Origin of the sequence: Acinetobacter sp. NBRC 100985 (genome assembly GCF_000241225.1) — a bacterium.
Lineage (GTDB): Bacteria > Pseudomonadota > Gammaproteobacteria > Pseudomonadales > Moraxellaceae > Acinetobacter > Acinetobacter venetianus.
The window spans coordinates 84,680-100,766 of the sequence record NZ_BAEB01000038.1; the positions used below are offsets into that span (position 1 = coordinate 84,680).

Below are 16,087 nucleotides of genomic sequence, written 5' to 3' on the forward strand. Positions count from 1 at the left end.
ACCTCTTACATACGGAACACGCCGAATTTTGTTGGTTGAATAGGTGCATTCAATGCAGCTGCAAGACTTAAACCCAAAACATGACGAGTTTGAGCAGGATCGATTACACCATCATCCCATAAACGTGCAGATGCATAATAAGGATGACCTTGTTGTTCGTACTGATCACGGATTGGCTGTTTGAACTGATCTTCTTCCTGTGCAGACCATTCTGCACCTTTTTGTTCGATCTGATCACGTTTCAAAGTTGAAAGCACACTAGCGGCTTGTTCACCACCCATCACTGAAATACGAGAGTTTGGCCACGTCCATAAGAAGCGTGGTGAATAAGCACGTCCACACATTCCATAGTTACCTGCACCAAAAGAACCACCAATAATCAGCGTTAATTTTGGAACATTGGCTGTTGCAACAGCCATCACTAACTTCGCGCCATGTTTGGCAATGCCTTCATTTTCATACTGACGACCCACCATAAAACCAGTGATATTTTGGATAAATAGCAAAGGAATATTGCGCTGAGTACAAAGTTCAATAAAGTGAGCGCCTTTCTGCGCGGATTCAGAAAATAGAATGCCATTATTGGCAATAATTCCAACAGGCATACCATACAGGGATGCAAAACCCGTGACTAACGTTGACCCAAAACGCGCCTTAAATTCATCAAAACGAGAACCATCAACGATACGAGCAATCACTTCACGAACATCAAAAGGTTTTCGTGCATCACTTGGAACAACGCCATATAACTCTTTGGCATCGAATAATGGCTCATCAATTTGTTTACTTAGATCATTCGGCTTTTTATTTAGATTCGCAACGATGTTACGAGCAATTGCAATTGCATGTTCATCATTTTCAGCAAGATGATCAGCGACCCCTGAAAGGCGAGTATGAACATCACCACCACCTAAGTCTTCACTGCTCACGACTTCACCCGTCGCAGCTTTAACGAGAGGAGGACCACCTAAGAAAATCGTACCTTGGTTTCGAACAATAATGGTTTCATCTGACATAGCAGGCACATAAGCACCACCAGCAGTACAACTTCCCATGACCACTGCAATTTGTGCAATCCCTTGACTCGACATACGGGCTTGGTTGTAAAAAATGCGTCCGAAATGATCACGATCAGGGAAAACTTGATCTTGCATAGGTAAATATGCGCCACCAGAATCCACCAGATAAATACAAGTTAAGTGGTTTTGTTCAGCAATCTCTTGGGCACGCAAATGCTTTTTAACTGTCAGTGGATAATACGTTCCACCTTTGACCGTTGCATCATTGGCAACGATCATGCAAGTTACTCCATTGACTTGACCAATCCCTGCGACAACACTCGCAGCAGGAATATCATCTTCATAAACCTTATACGCCGCTAACTGACCAATTTCTAAAAAGGCAGTACCTACATCTATAAGTTGGTCAATACGATCACGAGGTAGCAGTTTGCCACGCGCCAAATGTTTCTGACGCGCATTTTCACCACCACCAAGGGAAATGGATTGCGCAACCTGTTTTAAATCTGAAACCAAGGCGTTCATGGTTTGTTGATTTACTTTGAAGTCTTCGCTTCTAACATTAATTTTGCTTTGTAATTGGTTCATCAGATGCATCCTTATTTGTCGTTATTATTTGGTTTCATTAAACAGTTCACGACCGATTAACATACGGCGAATTTCAGATGTTCCCGCACCAATTTCATAAAGTTTTGCATCACGCCATAAACGACCCGTAGGGAATTCATTGATATAACCATTTCCACCTAAGGTCTGAATTGCTTCACCTGCCATCCATGTTGCTTTCTCAGCAGCGTATAAAATGGCACTTGCAGCATCTTTACGCAGACTGCGATCATGATCTGCGTTATCACAGGCTGCACCGACAGCATATACAAGTGCTTTACAAGCCAACCAAGTTGAGTACATATCTGCAAGCTTTCCTTGCATCAACTGGAACTCACCTAAAGCCTGACCAAATTGTTCACGTTGATGAATGTAGGGGATAACAACATCTAAACAGGCATCCATAATGCCTAACGGCCCAGCGCTTAAAACGGCACGTTCATAATCCAACCCACTCATTAAAACTTTTGCACCGTTGCCGACGCCACCGAGTACATTCTCAATTGGTACTTCAACATTATCGAAAAATAGAGGGAAGGTATTTGAACCGCGCATACCGAGCTTGTCTAAATGCTTACCATGACTAAAACCTTTCATATCTTTTTCAATTAAGAAAGCCGTCATACCTTTAGCGCCAGCATGAGGGTCAGTTTTGGCATACACCACCAAAACATCGGCATCACCGCCGTTGGTAATCCACATCTTTGAACCATTAAGAACAAAATGATCACCTTTTTGTTCAGCGCGTAATTTCATACTCACCACATCTGAACCCGCATTTGGTTCAGACATAGCCAACGCGCCGACAAAATCACCTGAAACTAACTTAGGTAAATATTTTTGTTTTTGCTGTTCACTACCATTACGGTTAATTTGGTTGATACATAAGTTTGAGTGTGCACCGTAGGACAGACCGATTGCTGCTGAAGCACGAGAGATTTCTTGCAAAACAATAATATGCGCAAGATAACCTAAATTTGTACCACCATATTCTTCAGAAACCGTTAGACCTAATAAGCCCATATCTCCAAACTTTTTCCAGAGATGTGCAGGAAAGTGATTATCTTGATCAACTTGTTGAGCAATCGGTGCAATTTCTTTTGCACAAAATGCCGCAACTGAATCTTGAAGGGCAATTAGTGTTTCATCCAGACCAAAATTCAAGCTACGTAGGTTCATTGTGTTCATCCCATTGGTTATATTTGTTGTTCCATAAGCATTCTTGTGTGTGCTTATGAAGTACCATACAATGAATTTTTAAAAAAGTGAATAGAGATTCATAAATTGATTTACAATTCACTTTATTTGTTAGAGAATAAATTTCATGAGCTATAAACGATCATCTTTGATGCAAGAAAGAATGGAACAGAATCGCAAGGCGATTTTAAGTTCTGCTCGAAATCTAATTTCAGAAGGAGGGTTTAAAGACGCACAAATTCAAACGATTGCTGAGCAAGCAGGCGTTTCGAGTGGGTTGGTTTATCGCTACTTTGACAATAAAAGTCAGGTGCTGATCGAAGTTCTATCCGAAGCCATCAATACCGAACTACTGGTAATTGATGCGATTACGGAAAGTGATCTGACAGCCGAACAGAAATTGCATAAAGCGGTAGCAACTTTTGTAAAACGGGCACTGAATAGTCCCCAGCTTGCATATTCACTGATGTTTGAACCCGTTGATTCAACGGTCGAGCATGAGCGTTTTCGTGTTAAGCAGTTGATTAAACAGAGTGTTATTAAAATACTCGCTGATGGAAATGCGAGTGGTGAGTTTGTTTTAGAGGATTTGAACACTACAGCGCTATGTGTAGTGGGTGCCATGACTTTCGTTGTGGTTGAACCTTTAGACCCTGCTCAAAACACAAAGTTTGATCAGGAACATAAAGACTATTTTTCAAAACAGATTGCTGATTTTTGTGTAGATGCCGTAAGGAAAAAGCAGGCATAAGCAACAATTAAAACCACAGAATAGGCAGTTTGAAGAGTAGTTGCAGTTACAACAATTAGATGATGTAAGAACAGAATTAAAAAGAATCAAGGAGAATGATTCAATGCAACACGTACGGTTAAGCTATGCCTCTGGAACAAGTTCGCAGCCCTTATTAGGGATGACGATTGGAGAAAAATTTGATCAGGCTTGTCAGCAATATGCTGATCAAGAAGCGATTGTAAGTTCACATCAGAACAGACGGTTAACATATAGAGAATTACAGCAGGAAGTTGAGGCATTTGCCTGTAGTCTGCTGAAACTCGGCCTCAAAAAGGGTGATCGGCTGGCAATTTGGTCCCCAAACTGTGTAGAGTGGACAGTCACCCAATTTGCGGCATTTAAAGCAGGGATTGTTTTAGTTAATCTCAATCCAGCCTATAAAAGCCATGAACTTGAGTATGTGCTCAATAAAGTCTCTTGTAAGGGCTTAATTATCGCATCTCAATTCAAAACAACAAATTATCAGGAACTTCTCACTAGAATTGCGCCAGAAATCAGTTTTTGTACGGATAAGATCATTCATACTGAGCGTCTGCCATTCTTAAAATTTGTTATCAAAATTGATGAACAACAACATACAGGGATTCATCGTTTTAGTGATCTGGTCACACCACCAACTGCCGATCAACTTGATCAACTCGATCTTGCAAGCCAACAACTACAATTTGATGAAACCATTAATATCCAATTCACTTCTGGTACAACTGGCAATCCGAAAGGAACCATGTTGACGCATCATAATATTCTAAATAATGGATATTTTGTCGGTGAGGGCATTCGCCTAACGTCTAAAGATAAAGTCTGTATTTCTGTGCCATTATTTCATTGCTTTGGCATGGTAATGGGGAATCTAGCATGTATTACACATGGCGCGACAATGGTATATCCATCAGCCGTGTTTAATCCATTAGATACATTAAAAACCATTCACGAAGAACGTTGTACAGCTGCTTACGGTGTACCAACGATGTTCATCGCAACATTAGAACATGAACAATTCAGTGAATTTGATTTATCAAGTTTGCGTACAGGCATTATGGCAGGTAGTCCTTGTCCACGTGAAATCATGCAACGTGTGATCGAACGTATGCATATGTCTGAAATTACAATTTGTTATGGAATGACAGAAACTTCGCCTGTCAGTGCTCAAAGCTCTGTCAACGATACTATTGATAAGCGCGTAAGTACTGTCGGTCGTGTACACCCACATGTTGAAGTCAAAATTGTCGACCTTGAAGGGCAAATTGTCCCGACAGGTACTTTAGGCGAATTATGTGTGCGTGGTTATTCAGTTATGGCTGGATATTGGGGTGAAGAAGAAAAGACTCGTGAAGTGATAGACGCAGCAGGTTGGATGCACACGGGTGATATTGCAGAAATGGATGCTGAAGGCTTCGTTAAAATCAAAGGACGAATCAAAGATGTCGTGATTCGTGGTGGTGAAAATCTCTTTCCGAAGGAAATCGAGGATTTCTTATATACCCATCCCGATATTAGCGATGTCCAAGTGATCGGACTACCTGATCTTCGTTATGGTGAAGAATTATGTGCTTGCATCATTTTGCATGAGCATCATCAGAGCGATGAAGAGAGTATTCGTAGCTTCTGTAAAGACCACATTTCACATAATAAAGTGCCACGTTACGTTAAATTTTTTAGCGAGTTTCCAATGACTGCTTCTGGCAAAGCACAAAAGTTTAAGTTACAGGAAATCATGCGTGCTGAACTGAACTTAACGGCGACCGTGTTTGACTAGGAAAACAAATAAACTATTGAAAGAAAGTATTGAAATAGCTTGAACACAGGTAGATAAAAATGGCAAAAGATTTTAATAGCTCGAAAGTAGTCGATGAATATGATCAGCATATCCGTAAATTAATTCCGGGTTATGAAATGCTCCATCAACAAGTGGATGCGATTTTACAGTCAGTTTTATCTCCAAAAGCACATATCTTAATTGTGGGCTGTGGTACAGGTTACGAACTGGAATATCTACTTAAGAAACACCCTGATTGGATGTTCACTGCAGTCGATCCATCAGCAACCATGCTACAAAAAGCGCAAAAACTTGTTTCAGACATAGGAAAATCTGATCAAGTCTCATTTGTACATGGTGAAACCTCAGCTTTAGCCGATCAAGCTTGTTTTGATGCAGCACTTACAATTCTTGTCGCACATTTTATTGCTGATGGCTCAAAAAAGGCTTTCTTTCAAGAGATTTATAATCGTCTGAAAGACAGCGGACTTTTAATGACCTATGACTTGATGACTTGTACCGATTCTCAACAATTTCAGGCACTACAACATTTGTGTCAGCACAATGGACTGACATCAACCCAGTGCCAGAAAATGATTGAGCGTCTACATCAAGATTTTTCAACCGTTAGTTTTGATGAATATCAGCAATTATTACTCAAAACAGGCTTTGAGCATGTGTATTCCTATAGTCAGATTTTGATGTATCAAGGATTTATCGCACACAAAAAGCAATCGGATGCTTTAGTGATGCAAGATTCTAAAAATGTGGCTTTAACCCATCATGGAATAAAACATTAATACTAAAATTTAACTTGTAACTTTTTACCAAGCGTTTAATTGACAGTGGCTCATATTTGCCACTGCGTACTTCTTTTGCCTGTGAAAAGTGAAAAATCAAATCAAATAGGAGGTGAATTAAAGATAAATCAATGTGTTGAGATTAAAAACAAGAAATGCAATGCGGTTAGGTATGACTGCAAAGGATACAAAGCAAACAAATAACGATCTTAAAAGAACTTAATGATCAGGAAAGAAGGAAGTTTATTTAAATGAAAAATTTCATTTTAACGGTACAGAAAAGTGTTTTGGCTCTATCCGTAGTGACTGTCATGTCACCTACATATGCAGCTTCTGAAAGTGCTGAAATCGAACAGCTACGCCAAGAGGTGAAAGAGCTAAGAGCGATGTTGCAACAGTATGTACAACAATCTACGCCTGTACAGACAGCGGCAGCACCCTCAACACCAAGTACGACTATGCCACAAACGGTTCAACCATTTACGCCTAAACTCAGTACAAAATCAGGTGCTGAAGTCAATTTGTATGGTTACATTCGTGCCGATGCCTCATATCAAGCTCAAGGGGCATCGAGTATGTATAACAATATCAGCGGTGTTCCTCTAGAGGATACACCTGAAGAATCTCAACAAAAAGACCGCTTGCACACCACAGTGAGTGTGACACGTTTTGGTTTGAATTTTAAAACGCCATCTGCTCTAGGGGACGTAGGTGGGAAATTAGAAATGGATTTCTTCGGTGGGTCATCTCGTGATCAATTTCGTATTCGCCATGCATATTTGACCTTAGATAAATGGTTAATTGGTCAAACATGGTCAACGTTTATTGCACCTGAATATTATCCTGAAACCATTGATGCAGCGACTTATGTGGGTGGTGCTTTACAACGTTCTCCATTGGTTCGTTATAGCGATAAACTCTCAGAAAATACCAGTTTTGCACTAGCGGTTGAAGATCCAAAATATACAGCAACATCTGACCCCGACAATGAAATGCGCTTACCCGCATTTGTTGGACGTGTGAATCACAAATTTGACAATGGCTCGATGCTATCGGGACGTAGTTTTGTTGCTGAGAAGAAAACCAGTAATGACAATGAATGGGCATGGGGTGTTGGTTTAGGAGGTAAATATCAGCTCAATCCAAACACATTCTTAAAAGCAGACTACTACCACGTCAAAGGTGATGGACGTTTTCTGATGTGGACCAATAGTGGCTATGCAATTGATGACAAAAATAATATTCAAACCAATGAGTTTGACTCAATTTCAACGGGTATTACACATCAATTTAACTCTCAGCTTCGCTCAACATTGGGCTACGGCTATATGAAAGCTAAAGACAATAACGACTTTGCTCGTATCCAAAAAGATAATCCAAACCAAAACAAACAGCTTTGGCAAGGATGGATTAATGCCATGTATAACCCGTATAAGCCAATTACGCTGGGTATGGAGTATGTCTATGGCGAACGCGAAACATTTGATGGCCGCTCAGGGACAGATAACCGCATCAATATGATGGCGAGCTATGATTTTTAATATAAATAAAGCCTTGAATAATATGTTTTTCTTTAAGGTGCATTATGTCGTTTTAAATAATGATTAGGAAATTATCTCATTGAGGAGATGAAGAATGACAACAGTTAATGTAAATGCAGTAATTGATCAAGCAAAATTTACCCCGTTTCACTGGACGATTTTACTCTGGTGCTTATTAATTATTATTTTTGATGGTTACGATCTCGTTATTTACGGTGTGGTATTACCATTATTGATGCAAGAGTGGTCATTGACCTCGGTTCAAGCGGGAATGTTGGCCAGTACCGCACTCTGTGGCATGATGTTCGGTGCCATGCTATTTGGCGCATTGGCAGATAAAATCGGCCGAAAAAATGTCATATTAATTTGCGTCACATTCTTTAGTGGTTTTACATTTTTAGGTGCATTTGCATCGAGTCCTTTCGAGTTTGGTATTTTACGGTTTTTAGCAGGTTTAGGTATTGGGGGCGTGATGCCAAACCTTGTTGCGCTGACTTCTGAATACGCACCCAAACGCATACGCAGCACTTTAGTGGGCACAATGTTTAGTGGCTATGCAATTGGTGGGATTCTTTCTGCACTTATCGGTAGTTATCTAGTCGAAAGTCAAGGATGGCAAATCATGTTTTTGATTGCAGGTATTCCTTTACTTTTATTACCAGTGATTTGGAAATTTCTTCCTGAATCTTTGACCTTTTTGGTTAAAACAGGGAAGACTGAACAAGCACATCGTATTATTCAAAAAATTTCACCAGAACAAACTATTACCAGCAGCACTCGCTTAACTTTAAATGATGATAACCTCCCAACAGGCAGCTCTGTCAAAGGTCTGTTCCAGCAAGGACGTGCATTCAATACACTGATGTTCTGGGTATTGTTCTTTATGTGTTTATTGATGGTTTATGCATTAAGCAGTTGGTTGCCAAAACTGATGCTTGCCGCAGGCTATTCACTTGGCAAAAGTATTTTGTTCTTACTTGCTCTCAATGTCGGAGCAATGATCGGTTCAATTGGTGGCGGTATTCTTTCTGATAAATTCCATTTAAAACCCGTCATTATGGGAATGCTAATGGCAGGCGTTGTGGCGCTCGTTGGCTTAGGATTTAACTCACCAGCTTATGTGCTATACGGTTTAGTTACTGTTGCTGGCGCTGCAACTATCGGTACTTCAATTCTACTTTATAGTTATGTTGCTCAGTTTTATCCGCTCAGCGTCCGCTCCACAGGCATTGGTTGTGCTTCAGGCGTTGGACGAATCGGTGCAATTGTCGGGCCGATTTTAACGGGCATGTTACTGACCTTAAACCTTCCACATACAATGAATTTTGTGATGATTGCTATTCCAGCCATGATTGCAATCTTTGCGATTTTAAGCTTAAAGCGTCATAAGTTTGATGAACCAGAACATCAAGTGGAACAAATAAAAGTAAGCCTAAGTGAGTCGAGTAATGCTTAATCTAATTAGCAAAATTTAGTTCTTTAAAAGAAGAATAAAAAGCCCATTAAATATTTGATGGGCTTTTTAGCTATATAAGCAATAATACAATATAGATATGATTTTATTATTCAATTTTAAATTCCAACTCAGCAAAACAAAAAAAAGCATTCATAAATGAATGCTTTTTCTAATTTCAGATTTTAAATATTTAAATTTCAATCGCAACAGCCGTTGCTTCACCGCCGCCGATACACAACGCAGCAACACCTTTCTTCTTGCCTAAACGTTTTAATGCATAGATCAATGAAAGAATAATTCGGGAACCTGTCGCACCGATTGGATGACCTAAAGCACATGCACCACCATGAATATTCACTTTCACTTCATCAATTCCTAGTTCATAAATAGGCGCCATTGCAACCATCGCAAAGGCTTCATTAATTTCCCAAAGATCAACCTCATCCACAGACCAACCAGCACGATCAAGTACTTTTTGAATCGCGCCAATAGGGGCAACAGTGAACTCACTTGGATGTTGTGAATGACTTGATGTTGCTACGATTTTTGCAAGAACACCCAAACCATTTGCTTGAGCATAATCTTCTGTCGTAAGCACTAAAGCTGCTGCACCATCCGAAATCGAGCTAGAGTTTGCTGCTGTAATCGTACCGTCTTTACTAAAAACAGGTCGTAAAGTTGGTATCTTGTCGAGATTCGCTTTTAATGGTTGCTCATCTTGATCAATAACTTCTGTACCTTTACGCGTCTTGATTTCGACTGGAACAATTTCTTCTTTAAAATATCCTTCCGTAATTGCAGCCTGAGCCTTTTTGAGTGAAGAAATTGCAAAATTATCCATTTGTTCACGGGTGAAACCTTTGGTATTTGCCATATCCTGTGCAAAAGAACCCATTAAACGGCCTGTTTCAGCATCCTCAAGACCATCTAAAAACATATGATCTTTGATTTCACCATGCCCCATACGATAACCACCGCGCGCTTTGGGTAAGATATACGGCGCATTGGTCATAGATTCCATGCCCCCCCGCAACCACAATATTTGCGCTGCCAGCTTTTAATGTATCAGATGCCATCAATACCGCTTTCATTGCAGAACCACAAAGTTTATTGATCGTTACAGCACCAACATGATCTGGCAATCCAGCTTTACGCATTGCTTGACGAGCAGGGCCTTGTCCAATCCCTGCACTCAATACACAACCGAAAATCACTTCATTCACTTGATCGGGTGTAATACCTGCTCTCTGAACAGATTCTCGAATCACAGCTGCACCTAACTCAGGCGCAGTTAAAGATGACAAGCTCCCTTGAAAACCGCCCATTGCAGTACGGCTACCAGATAGAATCACAATTGAACTCATGTTTATTTTCTCTTTAAATAACTTATAGACTTAAAAAAGCTCCAGAAAAACTAGAGCAATGTCATAATAAAATTAAGCAACTAATGATTTATTAAAAATTAATGGCACACCTGTAGCGGCTCTTATTTGCTCTAAGCTCACATCTTTGGCAAGTTCAATCAGTTCAACACCTTGTGCCGTAATATCCATCACGCCTAAATCACTAATAATTCGATGGACTACTGCTTGACCAGTGAGCGGTAAACTGCAATTTTTCACAATTTTAGCTGTTCCATCCTTAGCGCAGTGTTCCATCAACACCACAACTTTTTGCACGCCAACAACTAAATCCATTGCGCCGCCCATACCTTTTACTTTTTTACCTGGAATCATCCAATTAGCCAAATCGCCTTGTTCAGAGACTTCCATTGCACCCAAAATTGCAATATTCACATGACCACCACGAATCATGGCAAAAGATTCAGAGCTAGAGAAGAATGCAGCACCTGCACGCGCAGTAATCGTCTGTTTTCCAGCATTGATTAAATCAGCATCTAATGTTGCTTCAGTTGGAAACTCTCCGATACCTAACAAACCATTCTCTGATTGAAGCCAAACATTCATATCTTTTGGAATATAGTTAGCAACAAGGGTAGGTAAGCCAATTCCAAGGTTGACATAAAAACCATCTTCGAGTTCTTGTGCGGCACGTTGTGCCATTTCATTACGAGACCAAGCCATTTATACCGCCTCCATGCTTAATGTTTTTTGTTCAATACGTTTTTCTGGTGCTGCATTTAAAATAATGCGATTGACATAAATTCCCGGCAAATGAATTTCATCTGGATCTAGCTCACCGATTTCAACAATTTGTTCAACTTCTGCGATGGTGATCTTGCCAGCCATAGCACATTCAGGATTGAAGTTCTTGGCCGTTTTTCGGAAAATCAAATTACCGGCTTTATCTGCTTTATATGCTTTAACCAATGCAACATCTGCTGTAAGCGATTCTTCTAAAATATAATTTTTGCCATGAAAAGATCGCTGTTCTTTGCCTTCAGCAATCAAGGTACCAACACCTGTTTGAGTATAGAAAGCAGGAATACCTGCACCGCCAGCGCGTAGTTTTTCCGCTAAAGTTCCTTGTGGTGTAAGTTCAACTTCTAGCTCACCATTGAGATACTGACGTTCAAACTCTTTGTTTTCACCAACATAAGAGGAGATCATTTTTTTTATCTGTCTGGTTTGTAGTAAAACACCTAAACCGAAATCATCAACGCCAGCATTGTTAGAAATACAAGTAAGTCCTTTGACACCACTTTGCTTTACTGCTGTTATTAGTTTTTCTGGTATTCCACACAATCCAAAACCGCCAACAGCAAGTGTCTGATGATCGAAAACAATCCCTTTGAGGGCTTCCTCTGCATTGCTATAAACTTTATTCATTCTGTTGTTTTCCTATTATCCCTTAGCATTTTTATTATTAGCACTTCGCTTTTTTGATGTAGAAGTTGATTTTTTTAAAGGATTAATGAGGAAAATTAATAAATGATAGTTTTAAATGAAATACCATGTAGCAAACAATTAAATAAAAAATTGATTTATATGAATAAAAATTAAATTAGACTGAATACCCTAAAAATTATCGGCAAAATAATTTAATTTTTAAAATTTATGCTGTAGTAAGGCATCTATGAATTGCTCTGAAATATTCGACATTTCAAAATTCTTTTTATAAACAATACCCACTGTTTTATGGATCGTTTCTGATTCAAGCTCAAGCAGAACATTCTGCTGTTGATCGATGTGTTTGGCAAAATGTCGAGGAATCGCACTTACCCCGATACCATGTGCCACAAAACTCGATAAAGAAGAGATTTGATGACATTCTACTTTCAAATCAAGTGTCATTTCATTTCTCAGGCAGTTCTGCTCAATTAAATAACGAACAATCGAAGGCTTTTGTAAGGTAACAAATGGATTAGAAAAAAGCTGTTGCCAAGTAATAGCGCTCGAACTAGCGAGAGGATGCGACTTCGGTAACAACGCTAAGAAGTCTTCTTCAAATAGCGCTTTAAACTCTAAACCCTCACTCAAATCAGGCTCAAAACAAATACCTATTTCAAAAATACCATCCTGAACTTTTTCAATGATTGTTTCATTTGGAATGTCGTGAATAGAAAAATTGAGATTAGGATGTTGTGTTAAAAATGCATAGATGACTTCTGGCAAAATCGCGTGGGTTACAAAAGGCATGGAGGCGATACTTAGCGTCCCACGATTTAGTTTAAACCGTTGTTTAACGTCATTTTCCATCTCATCCCAATTTGCCAACAGCTTTTTAGCATAAGGAATGAGTGATTTTCCTTCTTGTGTGAGTTCTACACGGCGTGTATTACGATTAAAGAGCTTTCCGCCCAATTCATCTTCTAGACTTTTTATACTTAAGCTCAAAGCTGACTGACTCAAGTACAGTTCAAGCGAAGCATTGGCATAATTTAAAGTACGTGCGAGTGCTAGAAAAGCCTTTAATTGTTTAAGTGTCACGTCATCCTCTGACTATATAAATCGTTTAACAAAGAAATATTTATATATACATACAGTATTCATGCACTGATTGTACGCGAATAACTGAACCTTGGAACAGATGAAACATAAAAACTCAAAAAGAGGTGAGGTCAAACTAAATACTTACTACTCCATTTTGATAATCATAATGAGAGCTATTTTATTCTCTTGCAATATTTAGACATCTATTTGATACTTTACGCCACGAAAAATAAAAAGAGCGCCATCGGTGTCTAAGCCACTGCATAGAAAAATTATCCCTGCAACTTATGTGCAATTACTTTTTGAATACTTAGAAGGGCAAGGGCACGACCCTGAAAAAGTCCTTGGCGAACGTTGGCCAACACCTGATGCAACAGGGTTAGGTGGGATTAACGTAGAACACTGGCAAACACTACTAGAAATAGCAAAAGATTATCTGAATGACCCATTTATCAGCTTACATGTTGGGCAAACGATTACAACACGTCACCTCGGTGTTTTGGGAGCTGTACTTTCAGCTTGTGATAACTTTTTTTCCGCAATGCAACGATTTGAACGTTATCAACGACTCATTTTTGATGTTGTTCCAGCAAACATAACCATAATGTCTGAGTATGTAGAACTCACTTGGGATATTGAAGAAGATATCGCGGGAGGATTGGTCGATGAAACAGGGCGAACTGTGATGGTACAGTTTGGTCGTAGCCTTCTCCGAGATAAAGATATTATTCACGCAGTACATTTCATTCATGAAAAGCCGGAAGATACTAAACCATACGAAGAATACTTTGGCTGTCCTGTGTTGTTTGAACAACCAGTTCCGTTGATCCGCTTTGGCTTGGAAATGCTCAATTTCCCACTAAAAAGTCCAGATGCAAATTTAGTTGCAATACTTGATAAACATGCAGATCAGTTATTAGAAAGTTTACCGCATGAAGACGAACTCATTGAGCAGGTTCGTAAAGATATTGCCCATTTACTGCACAATGGTGAACCCAAAATTGAACAATTAGCTGATCGATTGCAATTCTCACAGCGTACCTTACAAAGACGTTTAATCGAAGCAGGGACTAGCTTTCGCAAAGAATTAAATTTTGTTCGCTATCAACTAGCACAATCATATTTAAAAGATCCGAGGTTACAAATTATTGAAATCGCTTTGTTACTCGGTTATGCAGAACACAGTCCTTTTACCCGTGCTTATAAAGAATGGTCAGGAAAGACACCTCAGCAACAACGTGACGAATATCAAGTTGAGTTACTAAGCTAAATAAGCACGGATCAACAACTCTATTTCATTATTTCAATTACGTTCGGTTTGCCGCCAAGCGCATGCCACACAGCATGACCCACTGGATCTGCTTGTACGGCATCCATCATCGGCGTTTTAAAAAAAGTTGGATGAAAGCTACCTACACCAATATTCAAATGTTGTAACTCTAAACGAAGGCTATCGCATAAAGCCCAAACACCCGCTTTGCTCGCAGCATAGTGACCATTCAGCGGCGCATGAACAAATGCTGCTAGGGATGAAATTGCCAGTAAATAACCTTGTGTCAATTTCACATATGGAAGGGCTGCTCGGAAGGTACGGAATACGCCATTGAGATTAATATCAATGGTGCGTTCAAAGTTTTGCGGATCAATATGCTCTAAAGCATCGACGGCACCAATCCCAGCACCAGCAATCACCACATCAATTCGACCGAAATGTTTTGCTGCTTTTTCAAAAGCATCTTGCATACTTTCCAAAGAGCAAACATCCGCGACCCAAGCCGCTGCAACCGAATCACCACCGAGCTGTTTTACCTGTGCCTCAAGCTTTTGCAGATCCAAATCGAGTAAAGCTAACTTTGCACCTTTAGTTCTCAATACCTGAGCAACTGCTAGTCCAAGCCCATCTGTCGAACCTGTAATTAATACAACTTTATCTTTCAATTCATATTTAGCCATATTGTTATTCCTAACCCACAGTTACGCTGCATTTAATTTCACTGTACGTTTTAAGAACTCAATTTGATCTTTAACGATATGTTCGAATGCATCACCTGTGTAAATCTCAAAATGACCATATGAATAGGTTTTGATGTCTTTATTGGGTGTTCGTTTAGCATGAGCAAGCGTCTTATTTGCAGGTGCAACGGTATCTGTTTCACATATACAAAACAAAACGGGTGCTTTAATTTGCGGTGTTTTTCGTCCAGGATAGTAACGGATAATATCTAGGGCAAAACGAGCAGCCACGTAATTCTTATAATCTGGCACTTCTTTCGTTAAAGATAATATACCTGTGTAAGCATCTGGTGCTGTCATCAATGCGGTTTGGTTAGAATGTCCTGCCAATGCAACCATCACAGGCTCATTTCCAAATGCAGCTCCTACACGATCACGAATAGCCAAAGCTGTGAGCTTTGCTGACATAATAGGATTCATCGCTAAACTAGAAGAAAGTCCATCTGTGAAAGGGCACTGTGAAATAACCGCTAAAATATTTGCATCTTGTGCAGCAGTTGCTAAAACATGCCCACCAGAGAAAGAACTCCCCCAAAGAATAATTTTATCTGCATCAATGTTAGGCAAATTACGGGCATAGTGAATCGCGGCTTTCCAGTCGGCAAGCTGACGGTCTATATCGAGTAATTGGCGAGGTTGACCTTCACTTTCACCAAAGTGGCGATAATCAAACACTAAACATGCATATCCTTCAGCAACGAAACGTTCAGCAAATGCTGTTAGTCGCATTTTTCTTGTGCCACCTAAACCATGAGCCATCACAATCATTGGTAAGTTTGTTTGATTATTGGGAACATACAAATAGGCGCTACATTTGATACCATCAGAATAAAATTGAATGTCTGTAGGCTGTTGTACAGTATTTGATTTATTGTTCATCGCAATTTCCTAGAGTGTTTGAATTACTCTATTCTCAAGAGAAATTGGAATTCAAGCTTGATGGAAACTGCCATATCACTTGATATTTTGCGCCATTTTTCTATACACAAATAAAAAAACTCCCAAACAGCGTC

The 16,087-nt window shown here is 39.6% G+C and carries 12 protein-coding genes and 2 pseudogenes; 6 read left to right on the forward strand and 8 right to left on the reverse strand.

Features of this window, described 5'->3' with window-relative positions; translation table 11 throughout:
* Window positions 1-5: 5 nt before the first annotated feature.
* Complete coding sequence (locus ACT4_RS14080; protein WP_007483212.1) at window positions 6-1,607, reverse strand: carboxyl transferase domain-containing protein; 1,602 nt, start codon at window positions 1,605-1,607, stop codon at window positions 6-8.
* Between the two features lie 24 nt (window positions 1,608-1,631).
* Window positions 1,632-2,804, reverse strand: a complete 1,173-nt coding sequence (locus tag ACT4_RS14085; RefSeq protein ID WP_007483213.1) for an isovaleryl-CoA dehydrogenase — start codon at window positions 2,802-2,804, stop codon at window positions 1,632-1,634.
* Between the two features lie 145 nt (window positions 2,805-2,949).
* Here ACT4_RS14085 and ACT4_RS14090 point away from each other — a divergent pair, with 145 nt between their 5' ends.
* From ACT4_RS14090 to ACT4_RS14110, 5 genes are all read left to right on the forward strand, one after another.
* Window positions 2,950-3,573, forward strand: a complete 624-nt coding sequence (locus ACT4_RS14090) for a TetR/AcrR family transcriptional regulator (RefSeq protein WP_007483215.1) — start codon at window positions 2,950-2,952, stop codon at window positions 3,571-3,573.
* A gap of 103 nt (window positions 3,574-3,676) precedes the next feature.
* Entirely contained in the window at window positions 3,677-5,371 is a 1,695-nt protein-coding gene (locus ACT4_RS14095; RefSeq protein ID WP_007483217.1) for an AMP-binding protein, read from the forward strand.
* Window positions 5,372-5,430: 59 nt separating this feature from the next.
* On the forward strand, window positions 5,431-6,171 hold the full coding sequence (locus tag ACT4_RS14100; RefSeq protein ID WP_007483219.1) for a class I SAM-dependent methyltransferase: 741 nt from the start codon (window positions 5,431-5,433) through the stop codon (window positions 6,169-6,171).
* Window positions 6,172-6,422: 251 nt separating this feature from the next.
* Complete coding sequence (locus tag ACT4_RS14105) at window positions 6,423-7,712, forward strand: DcaP family trimeric outer membrane transporter (protein WP_007483220.1); 1,290 nt, start codon at window positions 6,423-6,425, stop codon at window positions 7,710-7,712.
* A gap of 94 nt (window positions 7,713-7,806) precedes the next feature.
* Entirely contained in the window at window positions 7,807-9,168 is a 1,362-nt protein-coding gene (locus ACT4_RS14110) for an MFS transporter (protein ID WP_007483222.1), read from the forward strand.
* Window positions 9,169-9,358: 190 nt separating this feature from the next.
* On the opposite strand, the pseudogene ACT4_RS14115 reads toward ACT4_RS14110, so the two are convergent.
* The 4 genes and pseudogenes from ACT4_RS14115 to ACT4_RS14130 all read right to left on the reverse strand — a co-directional run bounded on the left by ACT4_RS14115 (window position 9,359) and on the right by ACT4_RS14130 (window position 13,058).
* A pseudogene (locus ACT4_RS14115) lies at window positions 9,359-10,532 on the reverse strand (acetyl-CoA C-acyltransferase).
* Window positions 10,533-10,604: 72 nt separating this feature from the next.
* The gene (locus ACT4_RS14120; protein WP_007483228.1) at window positions 10,605-11,252 is read right to left on the reverse strand and encodes a 3-oxoacid CoA-transferase subunit B; all 648 of its coding nucleotides are present in this window, start codon (window positions 11,250-11,252) and stop codon (window positions 10,605-10,607) included.
* Entirely contained in the window at window positions 11,253-11,957 is a 705-nt protein-coding gene (locus ACT4_RS14125) for a CoA transferase subunit A (protein WP_007483230.1), read from the reverse strand.
* A 219-nt stretch (window positions 11,958-12,176) separates the two neighbouring features.
* The gene (locus ACT4_RS14130; RefSeq protein WP_007483232.1) at window positions 12,177-13,058 is read right to left on the reverse strand and encodes a LysR family transcriptional regulator; all 882 of its coding nucleotides are present in this window, start codon (window positions 13,056-13,058) and stop codon (window positions 12,177-12,179) included.
* 250 nt (window positions 13,059-13,308) lie between these two features.
* On the opposite strand from ACT4_RS14130, the gene ACT4_RS14135 reads away from it, so the two are divergent.
* Window positions 13,309-14,331, forward strand: coding sequence for an AraC family transcriptional regulator (locus ACT4_RS14135; protein ID WP_007483235.1), 1,023 nt, complete (start codon window positions 13,309-13,311; stop codon window positions 14,329-14,331).
* Window positions 14,332-14,381: 50 nt separating this feature from the next.
* Here ACT4_RS14135 and ACT4_RS14140 read toward each other — a convergent pair.
* Together ACT4_RS14140 and ACT4_RS14145 are read right to left on the reverse strand one after the other, a co-directional pair.
* Window positions 14,382-15,014: pseudogene (locus ACT4_RS14140) on the reverse strand (SDR family NAD(P)-dependent oxidoreductase); the annotation flags it as partial.
* Window positions 15,015-15,035: 21 nt separating this feature from the next.
* Window positions 15,036-15,953, reverse strand: coding sequence for an alpha/beta hydrolase (locus ACT4_RS14145; protein WP_007483239.1), 918 nt, complete (start codon window positions 15,951-15,953; stop codon window positions 15,036-15,038).
* Window positions 15,954-16,087: the final 134 nt, after the last annotated feature.

Bases quoted from the DNA above. Each gene is read 5' to 3' on its own strand.
- ACT4_RS14080 (WP_007483212.1), bottom strand. From the start codon at position 1,607: ATGAACCAATTACAAAGCAAAATTAATGTTAGAAGCGAAGACTTCAAA.
- ACT4_RS14085 (WP_007483213.1), bottom strand. From the start codon at position 2,804: ATGAACCTACGTAGCTTGAATTTTGGTCTGGATGAAACACTAATTGCC.
- ACT4_RS14090 (WP_007483215.1), top strand. From the start codon at position 2,950: ATGAGCTATAAACGATCATCTTTGATGCAAGAAAGAATGGAACAGAAT.
- ACT4_RS14095 (WP_007483217.1), top strand. From the start codon at position 3,677: ATGCAACACGTACGGTTAAGCTATGCCTCTGGAACAAGTTCGCAGCCC.
- ACT4_RS14100 (WP_007483219.1), top strand. From the start codon at position 5,431: ATGGCAAAAGATTTTAATAGCTCGAAAGTAGTCGATGAATATGATCAG.
- ACT4_RS14105 (WP_007483220.1), top strand. From the start codon at position 6,423: ATGAAAAATTTCATTTTAACGGTACAGAAAAGTGTTTTGGCTCTATCC.
- ACT4_RS14110 (WP_007483222.1), top strand. From the start codon at position 7,807: ATGACAACAGTTAATGTAAATGCAGTAATTGATCAAGCAAAATTTACC.
- ACT4_RS14120 (WP_007483228.1), bottom strand. From the start codon at position 11,252: ATGGCTTGGTCTCGTAATGAAATGGCACAACGTGCCGCACAAGAACTC.
- ACT4_RS14125 (WP_007483230.1), bottom strand. From the start codon at position 11,957: ATGAATAAAGTTTATAGCAATGCAGAGGAAGCCCTCAAAGGGATTGTT.
- ACT4_RS14145 (WP_007483239.1), bottom strand. From the start codon at position 15,953: ATGAACAATAAATCAAATACTGTACAACAGCCTACAGACATTCAATTT.